This is a genomic window from Cellvibrio sp. GW822-FHT04B05 (genome assembly GCF_058800985.1).
Map to the genome: position 1 here is coordinate 537,021 of NZ_JBXAMU010000004.1, position 22,900 is coordinate 559,920.

At 49.1% G+C, this 22,900-nt stretch carries 12 protein-coding genes; 1 reads left to right on the forward strand and 11 read right to left on the reverse strand.

Going from position 1 to position 22,900, the window contains the following annotated elements:
* Positions 1-167: 167 nt before the first annotated feature.
* The 8 genes from AC1RJL_RS15515 to AC1RJL_RS15550 all read right to left on the reverse strand — a co-directional run bounded on the left by AC1RJL_RS15515 (position 168) and on the right by AC1RJL_RS15550 (position 14,202).
* Positions 168-491, reverse strand: coding sequence for a Na+/H+ antiporter subunit G (locus AC1RJL_RS15515; RefSeq protein WP_492915613.1), 324 nt, complete (start codon positions 489-491; stop codon positions 168-170).
* 10 nt (positions 492-501) lie between these two features.
* The gene (locus tag AC1RJL_RS15520; protein WP_492915615.1) at positions 502-771 is read right to left on the reverse strand and encodes a K+/H+ antiporter subunit F; all 270 of its coding nucleotides are present in this window, start codon (positions 769-771) and stop codon (positions 502-504) included.
* Positions 765-1,331, reverse strand: coding sequence for a Na+/H+ antiporter subunit E (locus tag AC1RJL_RS15525; protein ID WP_492915617.1), 567 nt, complete (start codon positions 1,329-1,331; stop codon positions 765-767). The genes AC1RJL_RS15520 and AC1RJL_RS15525 overlap by 7 nt, the downstream gene beginning before the upstream one ends.
* A 12-nt stretch (positions 1,332-1,343) precedes the next feature.
* Positions 1,344-2,846 (reverse strand): monovalent cation/H+ antiporter subunit D, encoded by a 1,503-nt coding sequence (locus tag AC1RJL_RS15530; protein WP_492915619.1) that lies wholly within the window; start codon positions 2,844-2,846, stop codon positions 1,344-1,346.
* Positions 2,843-3,217, reverse strand: a complete 375-nt coding sequence (locus AC1RJL_RS15535) for a Na+/H+ antiporter subunit C (RefSeq protein WP_492915621.1) — start codon at positions 3,215-3,217, stop codon at positions 2,843-2,845. Before AC1RJL_RS15535 ends, AC1RJL_RS15530 begins: the two co-directional genes overlap by 4 nt.
* Positions 3,217-6,069 (reverse strand): monovalent cation/H+ antiporter subunit A, encoded by a 2,853-nt coding sequence (locus AC1RJL_RS15540; protein ID WP_492915623.1) that lies wholly within the window; start codon positions 6,067-6,069, stop codon positions 3,217-3,219. Before AC1RJL_RS15540 ends, AC1RJL_RS15535 begins: the two co-directional genes overlap by 1 nt.
* A 679-nt stretch (positions 6,070-6,748) precedes the next feature.
* On the reverse strand, positions 6,749-9,706 hold the full coding sequence (locus AC1RJL_RS15545; protein WP_492915625.1) for a pectate lyase family protein: 2,958 nt from the start codon (positions 9,704-9,706) through the stop codon (positions 6,749-6,751).
* A gap of 185 nt (positions 9,707-9,891) precedes the next feature.
* A complete protein-coding gene (locus AC1RJL_RS15550) occupies positions 9,892-14,202 on the reverse strand; it encodes a pectate lyase family protein (RefSeq protein ID WP_492915627.1) in 4,311 nt (1,436 codons plus the stop codon).
* Positions 14,203-14,378: 176 nt separating this feature from the next.
* Between AC1RJL_RS15550 and AC1RJL_RS15555 the strand changes: the two genes are divergently transcribed.
* Positions 14,379-14,705 carry a hypothetical protein gene (locus tag AC1RJL_RS15555; RefSeq protein ID WP_492915629.1) on the forward strand — a complete coding sequence of 109 codons (327 nt, stop codon included), beginning with the start codon at positions 14,379-14,381 and terminating at the stop codon, positions 14,703-14,705.
* 196 nt (positions 14,706-14,901) lie between these two features.
* Here AC1RJL_RS15555 and AC1RJL_RS15560 read toward each other — a convergent pair whose 3' ends face one another.
* The 3 genes from AC1RJL_RS15560 to AC1RJL_RS15570 form a co-directional block, all read right to left on the reverse strand.
* Positions 14,902-16,887 (reverse strand): pectate lyase family protein, encoded by a 1,986-nt coding sequence (locus tag AC1RJL_RS15560; RefSeq protein ID WP_492915631.1) that lies wholly within the window; start codon positions 16,885-16,887, stop codon positions 14,902-14,904.
* Between the two features lie 99 nt (positions 16,888-16,986).
* Positions 16,987-20,310: a pectinesterase family protein gene (locus AC1RJL_RS15565; RefSeq protein ID WP_492915633.1), complete on the reverse strand. Its 3,324-nt coding sequence runs from the start codon at positions 20,308-20,310 to the stop codon at positions 16,987-16,989.
* 103 nt (positions 20,311-20,413) lie between these two features.
* Positions 20,414-22,867, reverse strand: a complete 2,454-nt coding sequence (locus AC1RJL_RS15570; RefSeq protein ID WP_492915635.1) for a fibronectin type III domain-containing protein — start codon at positions 22,865-22,867, stop codon at positions 20,414-20,416.
* Between the last annotated feature and the right edge of the window lie 33 nt (positions 22,868-22,900).

Here is a 22,900-nt window from a genome sequence, read left to right on the forward strand (position 1 = left end):
TGTCTTGGTCGGTAATGATAAGTTCCAGCACGATCCGGTAACCCCATATTGATGGATACCGAGGAAAGTCCGCTTAAACGGCCTTGCAAGCTGTGTAACCTGAGTGAGGGGTGATAGGGATTTAGCTCCAGTAACTCAAGCGTTTTTTATTGCTGAGTAAAAATATTCTATTCCCAGGGTTTATTGCGCGTCCGCTCCATCGCTTCCAGTTTTAAATGCAGCGCTGCTTTGGCGGCAATATGCGCGCTCACGGGAGCGGTGATGAACAGGAACAGGGCGATTAACAATTCATGCAGACTTAAGCCATCGCCGCGGTTGGAAAAGAAAATGACAGAACCGGTAATCACACCGCCGACACCGAGGGTGGTGGCTTTGGCAGGGCCGTGCAGGCGCATGTAAAAATCCGGCAGGCGGGTGAGGCCGATTGAGCCGATCAATGCGAAAGCCGCACCGACGAGAATAAAAAAACTGGCGAGATATTCAATCCACATATTGGTTTTCCTATTCGATGATATCGCCGCGCAATAAATATTTGGACAGCGCGACTGTGCCGATAAAACCCATGATCGCAATCAGCAATGCCGCTTCAAAATACAACATGCTGCCTTGAAAGATTCCGAACAACACCAACAGCGCAATGGTATTGATATACATGGTGTCGAGCGCAACTATACGGTCGGGCAATGACGGGCCAATCACCAGGCGGCGCATGTTCAGCGCGATGGCGACACAGAACATAAACATGGCGATACCTACAGCAGTAGTCAGCATTCAAATATCTCCTTGAGCGGTGCTTCGTAGCGTTCTTTTACCAAGCGGATTTCCACCTCCACATCGGTAACATGCAAACAATGCAGGAGCAAGTAACGGCCGTCTTTGCTCACATCGGCGGATACAGTGCCAGGGGTGAGCGAGATAATGCTGGCGAGCAAAGCAATAGTGAAATCATGCTCGATATCGAGCGGGACTTTTACGAAGGCCGGTTGCAATTTATCGACCGGGCCGAGGATGCGCACAGCGAGGTTGAGGTTAGCGATGATGATGTCGTAAAAAATGATGGCGCCCATTTTCATCACCAGCAGCGGCTTGCGGATATGCAGGGCTTCCGGCCAAAAGGCTTGCGTGAGCCAGGGAATCAACCAGGCCAGGAAAGCACCAAGCAGAAGCTGGCCGGGGGCGATGCTGTTATTGAGTAGCAACCAGACAATCACCATATAGACGCTGAGCATCTTGTGCGGAAACCAGCGGCGCGGCTTGAGCTGGTTTCCGCTCGTGCCCGAAGAGTTTGACGTAAGGTTTGGATCGGGTTTCGTGTTTGAATCCGGATTCATCGTATTTCTCTCCTATCGTACACGGAATTGCTGCATCGCCTGCAGGTACGCGCCCGGCTCCAGCAGTTGCCGCGCTACTGCCTGGGTATATTCCAGCACCGGGCTGGCTGCAATGGTGACAGCACCGACACAACAGAGCAGGCCAATTACTGCCAACAGTGCACCTTTATCGGCGGCGGGTGCCGATTCGACCTGATCGGTAGTCTGCCAGAAAATCATTGAACCGGAGCGACTCAGGGCGATCAGCGTAATCAGGCTACCGCCCAAGACGATCAGCCAGAGCACCACCGCATCGGCTTGCACACCTGCTGCGGTGAGCAGGAGCAACTTGCCGATAAACCCGCTAAAAGGCGGCAAACCGGCAACCGCCATGGCGGCGATAAAAAACAAAACACCGAGCAATGCTGATTGGCGCAATCGCGGACCTTCGCCGATATGGTCGAGCAATTCACCGCGCTGGCGCAGGATTAAATCCGCCAGCAGGAATAACGCGCCACAGATCAACGTAGAGTGGACGAGGTAATAGAGACTCGCCGCCAATCCGGCCTCGCGTTCAAGGGCGATACCGGCAAGCAAGGTGCCGACCGAGACAATCACCAGATAGGCTATTTGCACGCGCAGCTCCCGCGCCGCCAAGGAGCCGAGTAACCCCAGCACCAGGGTGACCAAGGCAATAGGCCATAACCACATCCACGCAAAATTAGCTAAAGTGCCGGCATCTTCGCCGAAAATCTGCGTGTAAACCCGCACAATCGCATAGACACCCACTTTGGTCATGATCGCAAACATGGCAGCGACGGGTGCGCTCGCCGCGGCATAAGCGCGCGGCAACCAAAAGTACAAGGGTGCCATAGCCGCTTTAAGCCCGAATACCACTAGCAGGAGGATGCCGGCAGTGGCAGCCAGAGGTGCATCGGCGGGATCGAGTTTGGCGATTTTATCGCCCAGGTCGGCCATATTAAGTGAGCCGGTCACACCGTAGAGTGCCGAAACTCCCATCAAAAACAGTGCAGACCCCACCAGATTGACGATTACATAGTGCAATCCGGCGCGCGCGCGCTCCACACCACGGCCATGCAATAACAAGCCGTAGGAGGAGATCAGCAGGATTTCAAAAAACACGAACAGATTGAACAGATCGCCGGTGAGGAAAGCACCGTTCACCCCCACCAGCAGGAAATGCACCATCCCGTGGAGCCTGTCGCCCGGCGCATCATGACCGCGCACCGCGTAGGCGAGGCTGAAAAATGCAAGGACGGCCGTCACCAGCAGCATCATCGCGCTCAGGCGATCCAGTACCAGCAAAATGCCAAACGGCGGTAACCAGTTCCCCGGAGCATAAAGGCGAATTTGGCCGTCATTGGCCTGCATCAATAACCCGATACAAATGGCGAGCGACGCGGTAGCGGACAAAAGGCTGATGCTGCGGATCAGCCTGCGCCTCCCCGACAGCAAAATAAGCAGGATTGCCGTGATCAGCGGCAGGACAATGGGCGCGAGAATAGCGTGGTTCAAACCTCGTCCTCCTCTAGCGGCCGCACGGGCTTGATCGGCTTTTCACCGATGGCCGCGCTGCCATCTACATGGTCGTTGCCCAGTTCGGCCCGGGCGCGCAGGGACAGCACCAGCAAAAATGCGGTCATTGCAAATCCAATCACAATCGCGGTCAGCACCAGCGCCTGGGGGATTGGATCGGCATAGGTTTCAGACGAACCAATCACCGCCGGTGCACCGGAGCGCAATCTGCCCATCACAAAGATAAACAGGTTCACCGCGTAGGAGAGCAACGTGAGGCCGAGGATCACCGGAAAGGTACGGGCACGCAGCAGCAGATACACGCCGCAACTCACCAGCACTGCAATTACTATTGCAACGAGGACTTCCACTAGCGGGCCTCCTTGGTATTCAGGACGCCTGATCCGGCATTTAATGAATCGGTTAACGGCTCGGGCTCGGGCTCAATAGTCTGCGCAAGGTTGCCCAACTGCGATAGCATCAATAAAGTCGCGCCTACCACTGTGATATAGACACCCACATCAAACATCATCGCCGTGGCCAGCTCTATCTCCCCGATCACCGGTATATGCAGATGAGTAAAGGCAGTAGTCATGAAGGGATAGCCAAATAGCCAACTGCCCATGCCCGTGAAGGCCGCTACCAGAATTCCGACCACACTCAAGCGCCCGTAATCTACCGGCAAACGCTGGCGCACCCACTCGGTGCCGCTACAGATGTATTGCAGGATCAGGGCGATGGCGGTAATCAAACCGGCGATAAATCCCCCGCCCGGCTGGTTGTGGCCGCGCAGGAAAATAAACACCGACACCATCAGCGCGAGCGGGAAAAACATACGCGACAGCACGGTAATGATGATGGGGTAAGGGTCCCGCGTCCATTGGCGACCGTGACGGTCAGTGCGCGGTACCGGCAACTCCAGCCCTTGCAGCATCAGGTACACACCCAAGCCGGCAATCGCCAGTACGGTGATTTCGCCAAAGGTATCAAAGCCGCGGAAATCGACCAGGATTACATTGACCACATTGTGGCCGCCACCGCCGCTGAGACTGTTCGCGATAAAGAAATCGGAGAGGCTGGTATCGTATGGCCGGGTGAGGATCGCCAGGGTAAACAGGCCAACCGCTATACCCGTGCCGCCCGCCAATACCATATCGCGGAGCGCCCTCGGCCAACTGGATTCGTAGGGGGTGAGCTGGGGTAAGAAATAGAGCGCCAGCATCAGCAAAATAATGGTGACCACTTCCACCGAAATTTGGGTGAGTGCCAGATCCGGCGCAGAGAAGCGCACAAAGGTGAGCGACACCACCAGCCCCACCGCACTCAATGCCAGTAACGCGGCGTAGCGATTGTGGTGGCTGGATACAGTGACAATGGCCGCCACTATCATGATGGCAGCCATGATCAAGCTAATGCCGTCGACCTGTGTAAGCGGAATCTCGCCCAAAATGTTGCCGAGCGGCCAGAATTCGACCGTCGCCATTACCAGAGTCGCAGTAATAATCACCGCCACTGACCGTTGCAATGAACCGTTTTCCACCGCATCGGTACAGCTCTGGGCGAAACGCACCAGCCGCTGGATGCGCTTTTCAAACACCGCTTTCTGGTCCACGCGGTAGCCGCGCTCATAGAAGGCAAACAAGCCTTTACGCTGGTAGTAGAGCAATAATCCACCGCCCAGGGCGACAAAACTCATCAACAGCGGCAAGTTAAAGCCGTGCCAAATCGCGAGGTGATAACGGGGAACATCCGTACCCAATACCGCATACGCCGCGGCATGCAACAGTGGTGATACCAGCAGGTTGGGCATTGTTCCCAATGCCAGGCACAGTAACCCAAGCACGGCCATGGGCAGGATCATATAGAGCGGTGCCTCATGGGGCGGATAGATGGGCAGGTCTTTGTTAGGTTCGCCGTTAAAAAACACATCGTGGATAAACCGGTAGGAGTAAGCTACAGCGAAAATACCGGCAAATGTCGCTAACAGCGGGAATATGTAGCTGAAGTTGCCGAGTTGATCGAGTTTCAGGGTTTCCGAGAAAAACATCTCCTTACTCAGGAAACCATTGAGCAACGGCACCCCGGCCATGGCCGAGGCCGACACCATCGCCACCGTCGCCGTCACCGGCATAAACTTCGCCAGCCCGAAAATCCTGCGCATATCGCGGGTGCCGGTTTCGTGGTCAATAATACCCGCGGCCATAAACAGCGAGGCTTTGAAGGTCGCGTGGTTGATGATGTGGAAGAGCGCAGCGATGGTGGCGAGTTCGCTACTAAAGCCTAACAACATGGTGATCAGGCCGAGATGGCTGATGGTCGAGTAGGCCAGCAGGCCTTTGAGGTCGTGCTTGAACAAGGCATTGTAGGCGCCGAATACCAGGGTGGTCAGGCCGGTAAAGGTCACCAGGTAAAACCATAAATCCGAACCCGCTAGTGCCGGATACAAACGCGCCAGCAAAAACACGCCCGCCTTAACCATAGTGGCCGAATGCAAATAGGCCGATGCCGGCGTAGGCGCGGCCATGGCGTGGGGTAACCAGAAATAGAAAGGGAACTGGGCCGACTTGGTAAAAGCGCCGATCAAAATCAGGATCAGTACCACAGGATAGAGCGCATGCGCCTGGATCATCGCCGCCGAGTTAAAAATAATCTGTAAATTGTAGGAGCCTACGATCTGGCCGAGGATCAGCGCACCGGCAAGCAAACTCAATCCGCCCGCGCCGGTAATCGCCAACGCCATACGCGCGCCTTTACGCGCATCGGTGCGGTGCGACCAATAGCCGATCAGCAGGAACGACATCAAGCTGGTCAGCTCCCAGAAAACGACCAGCAGCAGCAGGTTATCCGACATCACTATGCCAAGCATCGCCATCATAAACAGCTGCAAGAGCGCATAGAGGCGACCGAGGGAATCTTCATTGGAGAGGTAATAGCGGGCGTAGAGAATGACCAGCAACCCGATAATCAGGATCATCAGGGCGAAAATCATCCCCAGTCCATCCAACCGCAAACTAAAGTCCATACCCAGTTGGGGCAACCAGGGTTGATGCAGGAAAAACATCCGGTGCTCAAGCAAGGCCGGCATATATTGCAGCAGCAGGATCAAAGATAACCCGGGACCAAGCGCTGCCGACATTGCACAGATATTACGCCCGAATCGCTCCGTCAGCAGTGGTAACGCGGCTCCCAACAAGGGCAATGCAATGATCAGCAGTATTTCCATGCAATTTCCTCAAATACCAAAACCTGGGGGATAGCACCTTGTACTAACCCGTCTGGATGCGACGCGACCTGGATTATTACCACTGCCAGCATTTCTTGTCAGCGCTATTCCATCCTCTGGCAGGAAAAATTTCCTGCTGGCGCTTACCCCTCGCTCGCACCAAACCCGTACCTTAACGGGTTTTGTCAGTATTAGGCAATAATTTCAAAGGAATCAAATACTTATTCAGGTAAACGGCAACCCAAAACAAAAACCCCCCGCGGATTTGATCAGCGAGGGGCTTTCGATAAAACGCTTGATATTTTCGGGATAGCTCCGGTCAGGTGGGCGCCAATACAAAAAGCACAAGGTGAATAAGAACTAACGCAGAACAAACCAACAGTTGTTGGCGAAGGCTTAAAGTAGCCATAGTTAATACCTGCTTTCTTGGGGTGGGGCATGAGCCCCCATGTCAATGATTCTGTTTTTATTACTATAGTTTGCAACCGCCACGCAGGTTCGTTACTGAAACTTGCTGGCTGATTAAAACAAACCACTGCAAATCCCTATTGACGTGCCAGATATACCATAATTACAAAAAGATACAAAATATCAATTGGCAAAAAAAACGCCAAATTCCCTAAAAAATTATTAGATAAATTATAAGCGACACTGCAAGTCCTTTTGCTGCTGCGTGTAATTACTGACAAGTCGTTGGCGATAACGCTTCCATATAAGCCCGGTCGGCTGACAACGGCGAGTTAAACGGTGCCTCGCCTTTTTTACCCGCCGTCAGGGTCACGTAATCAATCAAACCCTGCCCCGCTGCAAAACGCCAGCCGTTGATCATATTGAGCGAAGCGGCGCTGTAGTGTTGCGACAAATCGGCAAGGGTACCGGCGGTTTGGGTTAACTGGCGCTTGGTAGTCTCATCCACTACACAAGTGCCACTGCCAAACCAGAAGAAATTGCGCTCATTGCGCAGATTGCTACCGCCGCTGATCGCATCGCCCTTAATCAGGTTGCTGAGAATTTCATTGAGGGAATTCTCCAGGCTGCTCTTCTCTTTGTGGCTGATATTGGTGACGAAAGCATTGTCCTCCAGCAATACACTGGCGCCGACGCGCGCGCTCAATACCTCTTTGCGGTAATTGATAAACACATTGTTAAACATATGGGTTTTTCCGTGGCGCAACAGCGGTACACGACGCAAGGTGTTACCCAATAACATGTAACTGTCATCAGTAGTGACAAAGGCGTTGTGATGCATAGTGGTGGTGATCTGCGTATCGATGGTGTGACTATCACTGGAACCATGCAGCACCGCACGTTTTACATTCACCAGTCGGTTAAACGACATAGTGATATTGTGCGCACCGACTTTCACATCAAACGCCGAGTCGCCGGTGGTATCAAACGTATTTTTGTGAATCCAGATATCGTGCGATGCACCCGTGGAGCGAATCATATCCGGGTCAACATAATGGTCTTCAGTGTGGCCTGCACCGCGGAAATCCAGATGGGTGAAAATCACACTTTCTGCAGTTTGGGTCGGCGAACCTTCAAAATCTTTACCAATCGCAAAACCGCTAAACAGGAAGTAGGCTTTACTCATACGGCCATCAACCGTTTTGTGCGAACCGATTGGCGGAATACGAATCGGAATATTTTTATTGTTCATCGCCTTGTTGAAAAATTCGGTGCGGCAAGCAGATTCACCACTCACACCCTTGCGACTACACCACTGGTGATAATCAATACATTCCGCTTCACTGGCGCCAAGGATTGATAGCACCGTCGGGTTGCTACAGTGCGTGCGGTACATACCAATTTCGTGTTCATTGGCAAATTCCGCTTTATCAAACACAACCCAATTGTGGCTGTTATCTGTCAATGCATTTAACAATTGTTGTTCAATAGATACGCCGGAATTTTTGGTGATGATAGTGAGTTTACTGTTGCCATTCGGATCATAACCACCTTTTGCATTTTCACCGTAGCCAACCGGGCGACCGAGTGATTCATACAGACACTCAACGATTTCCTGATCAGTTTGCAAGCCGGTATCACGCCAGTTCACATTCGGGTTAGTGGCCAAACTAATACAATCCGCGCTCAGGTTAATATTCACAGGAATGTAAGGAGCAGAGCTACCGGATGATGAAAACGCAGTGGAACTATTGGTAGAACTTAAACTGCCTGCCGACGAATTGCCGTCAGCACTGCTATTACCTGCTGATGAATTACTGCTGGAAGTACCTGCTGTGCCAGTCTGTTCAATAACCAGATTATCAATGGCCAAGGTAGCACCACTTTCTGCCCTGATCTGGATAAAAGAATGTGCGGTTCCTATAGTGGAGCGCAAGACAAAACGTTGCCCGACAATTAGAGTATTGGCATTTTCGTTAAATATTTTATCGCCTGAGGTGCTGGCGTTATCCACAAAGATTTGTATTTTTCCAGTTCCGGATGCCTGCACTACATCAAACGATAAAACGTATGGTTTACTTAAATTCAGGTCCTTCCCCGCTTCGCCGATGGTGAAACGTGCCCCGGTTATTTTAATAACACCATTTTCAAAAGCGGGTGTGCCGCCCGATTTTTTATATAGGCTCAAACCACTGCCATTAACGCGATAAGTGGAATAAAAATTATTAGCGGTTGCGCCATCAAAATTTTCACTGAAAATTACCACAGTTGCAGCAGCAGAACTCGATGCACCCGCATCCTCGCTACTAGTGGCCGAGGAACTGGAGGCAACATTTTCACTGCTATTAATAGAAGAATGGGAACTGGTCACGTCACTACTAACTGAGGAGCTTGATGAAGCAACAACAATTTCGCTACTGATTGATGAACCAGTTGCACTGTCTTCACTGCTGTTTGCGGACGAACTTGCATCAATAACAGTTTCACTGCTAAATGAAGAGCGTGAAGAAACAGATTCCTCGCTGCTGTTAACAGATGAATTATTTTGCACCGCAGAGGATTGACTTGAACTGCTGGGTGAAGGTTTGTTGATTAATTCCAACGTTGTTTGGAAATGCGCTACCGCTTGCTCAGCAGATATCAATTCCTTATGTGCGCTACCGGCTGCTTCCAATAACGCTTTTACTGCTGGTAGTTCAGCAAATACATCGGGGGCAAGAGTGAAATCCAATGCCGCACCGGCTGCGATCGCGGCGGCAGTAATTTCAATTCCGTTAGATGCATCTCCGTCTTTATCGAGGCTCTGCAATAAACGTAACATATTCACCAGTTGGTTATCTGCCAAGTTGGTCGTATTGGCGATATCAAGTGGAGTGATAATGTTGCCCGCGATAACGCCGGGCAATTCAAGCTTGCCAATAAAGAAGGTAATTAATTCGCCCGCGCGATAATTAAATTCACCACTGGCATTGGTCGAGCCCGATTGGCTTACTGTGCGATAGCCGATATTGGTAACGGCTGAATCGAGAAATACCCCTGTCACAATCGGTGCCTGGCTACTTACCTGATTGGAACTGCTGACTGAACTGGCAATACTGCTCGCGGATAGGATGGTACTGGAGAGAGATGAAGCCGACGTTGTGTTTTTACTGCCTGAACTCGAACCCGAGCCGCCACAACCCACTACTAGCAGGCTGAGCATGACGGCCGAAAGGATGTTAATCTTCATAGTTTTATTCCTGACAAAACAATCTGTTTTTATTGTGCGATAACAAAAATTTCTATTAAAAATAGAATTCTGGTTAGCTATCAAGACCGTTAACTATTGCCGGTTGATGTGAGCCAATTACCTGGCTGCAATTTATGGAGATAAAACACCCGGAATTGCTCCGGGCGTTTTATTTGGTTTTAATATTAATTTTGAACTATTGAAATGTTATCAAATGCAAGTGTTAAATCATCTTGCGGAGCACCAAATACACCCACATACCATTGCGCAGGAACTGCGCTACCTGTAAATGCAGTGTTATCTGTTTCGGTAAAATTCACACCATCCGTTGAATAAGAGCGCTTAAATCTCGTCACGCCAGAGGTTGCCAATACCTCTACTCGCAACCAGGTATTTGCTGTAGTTGAAGCGACATTCATGCCCGGAACATCTGATCTGCTCCGGGTACCAGAGGCATCATTTATCTTATTGGATCTGGACCCTATTAACGTCGGAGCACCTGCATTACCACCGGTGTAATATTCAAGTGAGGTAAAACGTGCAACATCAGCAAAATTAGCTACAGGATTCAGGCTTTCCAACACTATGATTCCATAGCGGCTGGCATTATTAAATCTGGCAAATGCACCGCTACCAGTTGGTGATACCGTGGTTAATCTCGCCGTAAAAGTAAACGGAGCCGTTACCTGTTTATACGCAAAGTAAAAGCGGAAATTAGTACCAGAATCTGACGAACCACCAGCAGCTGTGATTGTAATTGCGCTATCCGAAGCAGAAATTATTGAACCAGATGGAGCCGTGCCGCCAGTGCCAATAATATTCACTGCCTCACCAACCCAACTACTAACTGGCGGATCTTCGCCATCATCAGCAACCGGTGTACCACTTGTACTTGCACTGTACTCACTGCTGCCATTAGCGTTTGCTGCACGCACAAATACAAAGTAAGTTGTGTCGTTGGTTAAACCGGTAATTACCACACTGGTGCCAACAACAGAATTATTTTCAAATACTGTTGCGTCATCCACTGAATCCACAGTGTTGTAAATTACCTCGTAGCTGGTAGCGCCGCTAACGGCACTCCAATTTACAGAGAGTTGTTTATCACCCGCTGAAACCATAGGCGCATTGGGTGCAACAGGTGTAGGTGCTACACAAGTCCCTGCGGCAGGTTCGGTGCTGGTATCAGCTTGGTAACCAATCCATAGGTCGTCGATGGTAATTTGAGCAGAACTCTCTGCACGCAGTGCAATAAACGATGTGGAACTACCCACACTCGAAGTAATCACTACGCGTTGACCAACTATCATTGAACTTGCCGCGCCGCTATAAATGCGACTTGGGTTGCCATGAATTGAATTACCTTGACCAGTGGTGTTGTTATCTACAAACACTTGGAAATTGCCAACACCTTGAACTGCTTTCACACAGAAAGAAATGCGGTAAGCCTGGCTTAAATCAAACTCGCCAGTGGTCACTGCGTCTGCAGATGTAGTCAATACTTCCGGTGTGATATTACCTAAAGATAAACGGGCATTACCAAAAGTCATTGTTCCATTGGAAAAAATCGGTGTACCACTAGTGCTGAAATAGAAAGGCGTTTCCTCTGTAGCCAATGCTTTGTAAGCCACACTGAAGAAACCAGTTGCATCGACCACATTATTAAAATCTTCTGTCAGTGGTAGCGGAATATTCACAATGCCAGTCGATGAGCTACTGCTGGAAGTAGAAGATTCTTCACTGCTCAACTCAGAAGATACTACTGAACTTGACGATGACACTGAACTGCCTGCGGAAGATTCTGATGAACTGGATTCTGCTTCACTGCTGCTTGCAGATGACACCGGGCTTGAAGTCTCTTCACTGCTAGCAATTGAAGACGCTACTGAACTTGATGATGCTTCTTCACTACTGGCAGAAGATTCTGATGAACCCGAAGCATTTTCATCCAGATATTCCAGTTTCAAGTTATCAATAGTAATGCTAGTGGAACTTTCAGTACGGAATGCAATAAACGATGTAGGTGTACCCACAGTCGGTGTAATTTCAATTAATTGTCCTGCCGTCAGGGTATTCACAGCAGTATCAAATACTCTGGAGTTTGCACCGTGTATTGAATTAGCAACACTAGTGGTGTTGTTATCGACATATACCTGCACTTTACCCGTACCGGAGGTCGCAACAACATTAAATCTGATACGGTATGGACGGCTTAAATCAAAATCACCGTTAGCGCTGGTATCAGCCGCAGTAGTGTTTGTACGTGGTGGGCGATGACCAATAGTAAATCGTCCTGCAGAAATTGTGAGTTCATTATTACTTACGGTAATACCACTGCCACCGCCAGTAATAAAATAAAGTGCTGCGCCAGAGTTGGTAGAAATAGATTGATAGGCAGCGCTGAAAAGTGTTGCTTTATCAATATCAAACGTTTCGCTCAGAGCAGCACCGCTACCAACAGAAGAATCCGCACTGGATGATTGCCCACCGGTTGCATTACTACTGGAAGAATTCGCACCTGATGAATTTGCATTTGAAGAATTGTTGCTGGAATCGCTACTACTGGAAGTACCGCCATTACCAATCTTACCTACCCCGGCGTTAGCCATTACGATTGCAGGTACATCGTTAGCGGCATCCATTGTCACGGTGTAAGGCACGGTCACTACACACGTAGATTGCAACTGACCATCGACTACTGCAGGAATTGCATGCGCCTGGCCATTCTCTACCGTACGGCTGTAATAGATGGAAGGTAAAACGGTGTTGTCATTATTGGTTTGCCAGCAGCCGGGAGTTGGCGAATCCTTGGAGGCAATCAGCGGATTATTTACGTTGTAGAAGTAGTTACTTTCTACCAACACTTTTGCATTTGAACGTGAATTGATCGCGTGGATCATGTAGGTTTGCGTTGGATTAGACCAATAGTTGTTGTAAACGTGTACCAGCGCATTGCGAACCAGGGGAGTGCGTTGCTCAATATTTTTATACCAGTTGTGATGGAAAGTAATATTGTTGTTGGAATCGTTATCATTGAAACCAACCAGGCCGGCACGGCTTGAATCGTTATACAGGTTATAAGATACAGTGACGTTGGTAACACCGGATTTCATATCCAACAGTGAATCGTAACCGTCTTTTTCACCGCCAGACGCTTCCAGCCAGTTATGGTCAATCCATACACGATCTACATTGGTTTCCATACCAATTGCGTCACCACCGTTAGAAGTAGGCGAGCCACTTTTCTTCACATTACGAATATGGACGTTCTGGATAATAATATTGGTTGCATCGCGTACATGAATACCAATTTCATCAAACAGTGCATTAGTGCCTACGCCGATAATAGAGATATTGCTGGTCTTTTTAATTTCAATGACATCAGCTTGCGTATCACAACCTTCCGCAGTGGTATTGCCGTGATTGATAGTGCCATTCACCATAATAATCACTGGCGCAGTTCGGTTGCTCTTGCGCACACCGCAGAGTGCAGCGTTTAACTCAGTACCGGTTGATACAGTAATAATCGGACCACCCGCACCACCCGTCACACCGGCATGGGCTGCAAAGCCTTCTATTTTTGCCGGTCGAAGTCCACCCGGATCAATTGGCTCGCTACTATGTGATGCAGATGAATTATTGCCTGGCTGCGAGCTATTAGCTGCAGCAGAACTTGAGCTGGCAGCTGCCTCACTGTTTGCTGAAGCACTCGAAGGAACAACTATTTCGCTGCTAACTGAAGAGCTTGACGGTGCAACCAGGTCACTGCTCGCCGACGAACTCGATGGTACAACTACTTCGCTGCTTGCTGAAGAACCTATAGTTACATCTGACGACTGACTGGAGCTGCTGGACGATGGTCCATTAATTAATTCCAGCGTAGTTTGGAAATGCGCTATCGCTTGCCCGGTGGAAATCAATTCTTTATTCACACCACCGGCGGCTTGAAGCAAATTTTGCACCGCAGGTAACTGTGCAAATATTTCCGGTGCCAAGGTGAAATCCAACGTAGTGCCCGCTGCAATAGCGGCGGCGGTAATGTGGATTCCATTTTCTACATTGCCATCCGCATCAAGGCTTTGTAATAGCCGCAGAATATTAATGAGCTGGTTATCGGTCAGGGTTTGGGTATTGGCGATATCCATCGGCGTAATAATATCGCCCGCCACTACCGCGGGCAGTTCGAGGCTGCCGATAAAAAAAGTAATTAATTCGCCCGCGCGATAATTAAATTCGCCATTGCTGTTAGTGAATCCTTGTTGGGTCGCCGTACGGTAGCCAATATTTTCTACCGCTGCATCGAGAAATACACCGGTCAATACCGGAGCCGGACTACTTGCCTGGCTGGAGGTAGTTGCCGCAATGGAAGATAGAGCGATAGAGCTGGTCGATGTAATAACGGAGCTACTGTTTTTGGATGATTTGTTGCTTGAACTGCCGCCACAACCAACCATCAGCATGCTAAGTGCAATAGTGATTAAGAGTGAGATTTTCATTATTGATTCCTGATAGAACAATGTAATTTTTATTGTTGCAATAGCAAAACTACCGCGGGGGAAGCGCAGTACTCTTGCGGGTTATCAAGACCAATTACAATTACCGATTGACACCGAGCCGGTTTACCGACTTCTTAATAGAAACACCAGCACACGAAAAACTCCGGGCACTGTTTGTGGGGAAACATTATGTTGCGGCCGAAAACGTCACAACGGATTTAAACAAAACCGGGGTTGATAAAACTGATAAGGTGGGAGAAAACGAGCGCAGGAATTTGAAGCATGCAAAAACAGACGAGCTACTGTTACCAGCAGTCAGGCATGGAACCATCAACATTAGTGTTTTCATTGGTCGTTTTCTCAAGGTTATTGTAATAATCGATAACCAACCAATGCCGATATTATTATTGCGGCTAATCCTTTCCAATTATTCTGATTTTTCGTTATTTTTATCTTCTCTGACCATTATGAAAAGATGTGGTGCTTATTGTTTATTTTTTTAGGCTATTAATCAAGTCACAGTCTGCTTGGCAAACATTTACCTATTCATTTTCATTTTTCTGTTACCTATCCACACAGAAAAATATCATTTATTAAATTTTCCTGCTTCACAGCGCAACACCGCTGCTGGAGAACCTGAAAAATTCACCATAAGAAAAAATGACCGACAGATGCCGGTCATTTTGTTTTTTCATTTGCTTACTGCAGGCGGTCTATTTGGGTAATGTTTACGCCACCCGTTGAAATCCCTTCCCTGCCATAAAGAAACTTGACCGAAGTGAGTTGATGACTGGCGTCCCCACTGAAAGTGATACTTGAACCTGCATCCCCGCCTGCTGTTGCATAAGTGGCATCCGCTGTTGCCAGGACCAGATTATCACTACCCGCCAACGCTATTTTCGCGGCTGTTGCAGCGGAACCGGTTTGTTTAAAGTTGACGGTAATGGTAAATGCCTTGCCGGCTTCAACCGGAATAGCAATGTAGGTACGCACATTATTGGACAAGGCTTCTCCGACAGCAGGCATCATTACCGCATTACTGGTAAAGAATGAGCCATTGGTATTCCACCAAGGTAATGATGTTGCATTATTGGCAGAGCCGGCCGGGCGATAGCGTAAAACATTGGCCGCTGTTGAATAGAAATGTAAACCGTCAACGTCGATATCGGCAGCGGCCTTGATGTTGTTGTCTGCACTCACTGAATAAGTTGCTGCGAATAAATCCGTTCCAGCAATAGCATATGCAGCGGAATCATAGCCCCAGGTTTTGGTTACCGCCGGCACAGCGCTGCTCGAACTTGATGACTCGCTACTCGCTTGGGAACTGGATGATGCATTTGTCTCGGGTAAATTCAAACAGCTGGCAATTTTATTCCGGCCTGCGTAAGTCATCACGTGATTTTTTACATCCACAGTAGCCATCGCGTTGTAGGCATAGGGTGGGATAAAATCCGAATTGGAATTATTGCCCCCTGCATAACAAGGCGGTGTCACACAACTGGCGTTGAAGCTGCCACTCCAGGACGAATTGGTAAAGGTGTTACCGGTTGCGTTCCAGAATCCGATCGCACTGCTATCGCCCGACCAGAGCGCATTTTTTACATTTTCGAAAACGTTATTATCAACTCGCATTTTTGCGCCCATGCGCGAGTTAATGCCAGAGCCGCTCACATTTTGGTAATAACTATTCCACACATGGCCTTCGCCGAAGCGGAACAAAGGCAGACGCGAATTTACATCTTTCCAGTAGTTGTGATGGAAGCTGATGGTACGGCCTTTATCTTCTTCTGCTGCATTATCGGATGAACCCCAGAGTGATGTTTTCCAACTGTTGTGCATGTAGTTGTATGAGATAGTGACGTTTTGTACTGCGCTGCGGCCACTGACTAATTCATCGTAATAATCTTTTTGGTATTCATCCGGATTCGCTGTACCCGCTGGCACAGCGACGGCGAGGTCATTATAAAATTCGTTGTGGTCGATCCAGATGCGGCTTACCAAACCATCTTGTCCATCCAGGTTGATATGATCGCCCGCACCGCGCGCTTGCGGTACTTCATGAATTAATAAGTTACGGATAATGATATTGCTCGCCCCATGACTGATGCGGATGCCGACACCGTGGAATTCTCCGCTCGCAGCCAAACCGATAATTGACACATTGCTGCGACGCACACGGATTTCGGCGTTGCCGGAATTTTCCCAGGTGATAGTGCCGCCAATGTAAATCACCAGCGGTTTGTCTTTGTAAGTGGCGTTGGTCGCGCTCAACGCATTATTAAGTTGCACTCCATTTGTCACAGTGATGACATTGTTACCCAAGCCGGCATCCGCACCACCGGTTACGCCAGTACCACCGGCAGCGGCGTAACCTTGCGGCGTGTTGAAGTTGTCGCAACTGGCGAAATCCACACTGGAACTGCTGGAGCTACTTGCACTGCTCACCGGTTCGCTGCTGCTGGATAAACTGCTGCTTATCGCCGTGCTACTGGATATACCGATACTTGCAGCACCGCTCGATAAACTGCTTGCCGATGTAATAGAAGTATTACTACTGGACAAGCTGCTGCTTGACGACAATTGTGTAATCGATGAGGCATTGCCACCACTACCACCGCCGCCTCCACCACATGCTGTAAGCGCAACCGCTGCCGCGAGACTGAGAACAAAATTGGTTTGCTTCATAAAAACATTACCTCTATTACTGCTGTAGTTTTTTGCATCCCAGCCTGAATGGAAAACGATAGGCCGTAGCCCGATCGTTTTTTCGGATCAACTTAATATTTATTTGGTAATGTCGATATTCCAGATACGGATTCCGCCACCGCCATCACCGTTGCGACTCATCAAAATAAACAGCTCTGACACATTCGGGTCAGTCACTGTTGCAGTGAGAGTTGTTCTCGCCGGGTTGCTGCAAGACGATCCCACTTTCCAGGTTTTACCTGTCTGGTCAACGATTGCTATTTGACCGTTTTCACACGCACCAGCTGCCGTTGCACTGCCATTTGAATAGGTAATACTCAGCGTTACTGGCGTTGCCACCGGTGTATAAGGCACTGAGACAAAACGAGTTACACCACCAGCAAGGTTCAACGCTGCCGGATTTACTTGTGTACCACCTTCCACAAAAGTCACCGGTGTTGCCTGGGTATCGTCTTTCACTGAAGTCCCGTTGTAGTTAATCGCGTAAGCCGAACTGTCACTGGTCAGGTGTAAGCGCAAACTACCCGCTGATGCGGAATAGAATTTAATGCCACTGATAGTTACCGGTACTGCAGTCGCATTAAAGTTCGCATTACCGTTTGCGGCTGGAGCTGCTGCTACCGCCGTTTGCAACTCGGTGTAGGTTGGAACCCAACTCGTTGTTGTCGGTGATGAAACACTGCTTGAAGAGCTGCTCGCATCACTGGAAGAATTACCGCCATTCACCACCGAACTGTTTGATGAACTATCAACCGAACTTGCTATCGCTGAAGATGAACTTGATGAAGAAGACGATGAATTTGTCAGCACACCATCCACATTCACACAATCACTAATATCACCTGGTAGCGGATTCCAACCGGCGCCATTGTTAAATGCCGCGAACACTTGCGTACGGCTGCAATAACCTGCAGCTTCTACCAATGACAATTGATGGCCAAACTGACGGCTTGCGACATTTAAAGCTGCGCCGTTCAAATCCATAGTGTTGTACTCACGCCAACCAGTGGTGGCCGTACCAGTAGCAGGGTTGGCTGCTGGTTGTGAATTCACACCCAAACCGGCCCAACCTTCAGCGGCGATATGCGCACCCATTTTGGTGTTCACAAATACGATATTGTCGAAGGTGGTTGTGCCGCCTGGACTGCGTGCCAAATAATGAGAGCCATCAATTGGCAATTCATTGGTCGGACCAGCGCCACCCGTCAAACTGCTGTTGAGGAATACAAAACCTTTATCACCTGCGGCTTCAACACGCGCCTGTAATACGTAGCCACCATTGCTGTTGCCGGTAGATCGGCCGAGTGAGCGGATTTCGCTTTTCTCAAACAGAGAGGCTTTGCTGTAACCCCAAATAAAGTCGACGTTACCGGCAACGAGGGTATCGTAGAACCAGGTCCACCCTTTCAATAACAGGGTGTCCTGCTCGCTGATAAAGTTGGCGTTTTTGGCGATCAAGCGACCCGTCGGACTATTGAAGTAAATCGTTTCCGCTTGCCCACCTGCACCGATGAGGGTGGTATTTTTCAACGTTAGCGAATCCAGCGTGAGCATATCGACGGTAGCCACGAGCATCAGTGCGCGACCATCCGACCCCGAATTTAACAACTCGTTGTTGGGATATTGGATAACCGTGCCGGTGCGGCTTTCACCTTGAATGGTCAAGTTATTTTTAGCGCGCAGATATAGAGGCTCTTCATAAATACCATTGCGTACAGTGATGGTTGCCGGCGTATCAAGCGCGATATTTTTCATCACAAAGTTAAGCGCAGCCTGCACCGAGCGGAAGTCGGCAGTGCTGCCATCATCATCAACACTAAGCGTAGTTTTTGTGATATCCGGACCAGCAGCGCGGGTGGTGAAACTCCAGCCGCTATCTTTACCAATTCCAGCAAATGGCTGACCTGCGAGCGTCGCACCGGTAAAGACTGATGCGCTGATTGCTACGTAATAAGCAGTACCGTATTCCAATTTGTTAGCATGCAATGAAATGCTGGCGGTGTTACCACTGATGCGCACCGGACGAGTTTTAATACTGCGCAAAGTACCGTAACCAATTGCATCGCTTTCATCGGTCAACGCGATTTTATCCACCAGCGAATTATCACTGGTTTTGAAAATGCGGATTGAACCAGTCGTACCGAGGGTCGGTGCAGAATCAAAGGTCAGCTTGAGTGTGGCATCTTCATAAGCACTCACCTCGCCCACTGCTGGCGCGGTCAAACCGCTCAGGTTGTAAGTTGCAGTTGGCATTACAAATTGCGGGGCGATTGTTGCGGTGATTTTGCGAATCAGATCAGGCTTGGATGCACTGGTAAAAGTGATAGTGGCAGTGCCTGCGCCAACCGGCGTAAGAGTTACGCTGGTGCCACTGATGCTAGCGCTGAGTACTGCATTATCGCTGGAGACAACGGTAAAAGTGTCCTTCGTACCAGTGTCCGTTTTAGCGTCAACCGAGATAACGCGCGGTGCATCGCCTACTTCAGCTGCATAGGTTGTTGCAGCGGGCGAGAGTAATAATGAAGCGGGTTTATCATTGGCATTGCCGACTTTTACATCGTCTACTTCAAATGATTTGTTCGCAGTCCATAAACCGATCAAACCGGTACCGGTGAAATCCGCATCGGTAACGCTGCCAATATTTTCACCGTCCAGATAAACCGTGAGGTTACTGCCAAGTACTTCAAAGCGTAGCGTATACCAAACGCCATCCAATTCACCGAGGGTGCCTTGATCGATCACTTTTTTCACTTGTTTAGGTCGGCTAATTGAACCCGCCTTCATTTTGGCGATTTCTACTTGCGTGCTGGTATTAGCGTTTTGCACATTGAGTGCACCGGCATACCAGTTGTTATCATCCACATAGCGTGCAATTAAATAAATTTGTTTATTACCAGTTGTGCTGTTGGCACGCGGGCGAATTTTCGCCTCCACGTAATAATCAGCCGAGGTAACCCCTGCAAAGGCGTCAGGTTTGACTAACGCAATCACACCGCCGGTGCTTGCTGCGGTATAACGCAAAATATGATTGCCATTATCATCAGCGATATCAAATGTACCATTCGGCCCGGTAGTATTTTCGGTTGCCGCTTTCAACGTCCATTTGTCATAGTTGTTCGCACCAAAATCATCGCAAAAATACAAACCAGTCGCCGGGCATGCCCAGGCAACGTTTGCAGGTTCACTGCTTGATGAACTTGATGATGATTCAGGAACTGAACTCGGTGCAACTGAAGATGGTGTTGAACTACTCGCTGGCACACTTGTTAAAACGCTCGACACCAGGGAGCTGGATACACCGACTGAACTTGAAGAGGCTGGTTTGGATTTATTGTCTGAACCGCCGCAAGCACTTAGCACTCCAGCAATACACAAGCTGAGTAATAGTGGTGATGTTTTCATAGTGGTTCTGCTTTTATTATTAATCTTATGAATGTTTTTTGATGGAAAAATAAGCCGATCTCGATCGGCTTATTGTTCGCGTTAAAACTGTAAATACTTCTGTTTACTGAGTGCGATCGATCTGGGTAATGTTTACACCACCCGTCGTAAGCCCTTCACGTCCATAGATAAGCTGCACTTCTGTCAAACTGTGGGTTGCATCAAGGCTTAGTGAAATACTTGAACCACTATCGCCACCTGCTGCGGCAAAACTGGCATCCGCTTCCGCAAGTACTTTTCCTGGCGCTGCTCCACCAATGAACGCAACCTTGGCCGCTGTTGCAGCTGAGCCAGTCTGCTTGAAGCTCACTGTCACTGTGACCGCCTTGCCTGCCTCAACCGGTATACCAATATATGCGCGTACATTGGACGGGGCGTCACTACCGACCGCCGTTACCATTGTTGCGTTATTGCTGAAGAATGAGCCATTGGTATTCCACCACGCCAGGCTGGTGGCATTGTTAGCAGAGCCAGCTGGTCGATAGCGCATTACGTTTGCTGCTGTTGAATAGAAGTGCAGACCATCTACGGTGATATCGGCACCTGCTTTGATATTGTTGTCACCGCCTCCTGCATAGGCAGCGGCAAACAAACCGGTGCCCGCCGCTTCAAAAGCGACCGGGTCATAGCCCCACGTCCTGGTCACAGTGCCTGCTGTGCTGGAACTGCTATCTGATGAAGCACCACCGCCCGTCACACTACTGACTGAAGAGCTGCTATCACTGCTTGAACTGGCGGGTATTGAACTGCTGGAAGATGAGCTGGTTGCCGGAGTAGAACTGGCTGGTATTGAGCTGCTAGAAACTTCGGCGACTGAACTGGCAGCTGCAGATGAGCTTGCTTCGCTACTAGATGAGCTTGATGGCTCCAATGGACTATCGGCATAGCTCTTAACCAGCTCCGTCAAATCCATACCACCCGAACCTGCGCCCTCACGTGAATAGAAAACGCGTAGCTCTGTAGTGCTATGGCCTTCAGCTAATGACACCGGAATATCTACAGTAACGGTGCTATCGGCGATAACAACCACACTGACAACACGATTATCCTGATCGACAACAACAGCCTTACCTGTTTGGCCGCTACCAGTTTGTTTTACGGTAAAAGTAACTGTAGCCGCACGTCCACTTACCACTGGCACACCAACGTAAGTTCTTAGTTCTGGCACAACTTCGCCTACAGCAGGTACACGACTATCACTTGAACGGAAAGAATTACCGTTGTAGTTCCAGGCATTGCTATCAAAGCGATAACGCAACGCCGTACCGTTGTTCAAAAAGATTGTTAAACCATCTGCTTCATAAGGAGTTTCACTTACGGTTACTGCTACAGTTCCAGTGGTAGCACTTAATAACGCGCTGTAACTAAAGCTATTGAAGCCCCACTCTTTGCTTGCGTCAGTACCCGTTGGTGCTACTGGTGTGCCTGAACCTGAAGGGCTGTAATCACTACTACCTACAACGTTCTTCGCTTTAACCCAGACGAAATATTCCTGGCCATTAGTCAAACCTGTTAATTGCGCGCTCGTACCCGAAACCGGATTACCGCTAAAGGCTGTTGCTGAAGCCGTATCATTTACAGTGTTATAAATAACTGCATATGTTGTATCCACACCAACACTAGTCCAACTCGCAACCAATTCTGCATCGCCAGCAATAATCGTTGGCGCAGCAGGGGCTGTTGGCGGGGTTTCCGGTTGGGGTGCTACAGAGTTTTCAGCAACACAAGCAGGCAAGGTAAAACCATGCGGCTCGCCCACATACTCAATTACCAGATCATCAATAACTGCCCAACCACCGCTGGAAACACGGAATTGAAAGAATGATGTACTACTGCCAATCAAACGATCTCCTGACGCCTTCGGGACGATCACTTCCTGACGAGTACCAGGTACCAAAGTGTGAGTAGCAGCTTGCAAAATGCGAGACGCGTTGCCCGCACCATAAATCGAGTTGTTACCACCAGTAGTATTGTTATCTACGTAAAGTTCAAAGTTACTCGCACTGGCAGCACTCACCTGCACCACACAGAAAGAAACTTTGTACGATTTACTTAAATCGAATTCACCCCAGGTAGGAATACTGGTATCAGCAGTTGTGGTATTCACTTCCAACTTGGTTTGTCCCAAGGTCAGACGACCATTTCCAAGACGCAATTTACGATTCGCATCTGCGGTAATCCAGGAGGTGGCGGTTGGTGATGGGTTACCAAATTCATCTAAAAACCCACCTGCGGGAAAGTAAAATGGCTTGGTCGCATCACTATTCAACGCTTTGTAACCAGCTGAGAAGAAGGTACGCGTATTAATAGCGCCATCAAAACTTTCACGATATGGAATAGCTTGCTTAACAAGCGAACCTGTTGATGAAGTACTGCTACTGCTTGCTGATGATGGCGGAACATAATCATCAGGGAATAATGTGTCTGGTTTGGATGATGCACTCTTGGGGTCACTACCGCCACAAGCAACCAAGCCAGCGCTCAAACATATCGCGCTTAATAACGTTGTTTTTTTCATGTTGAAATTCCTCAATAAATTCTAAGTCGACAA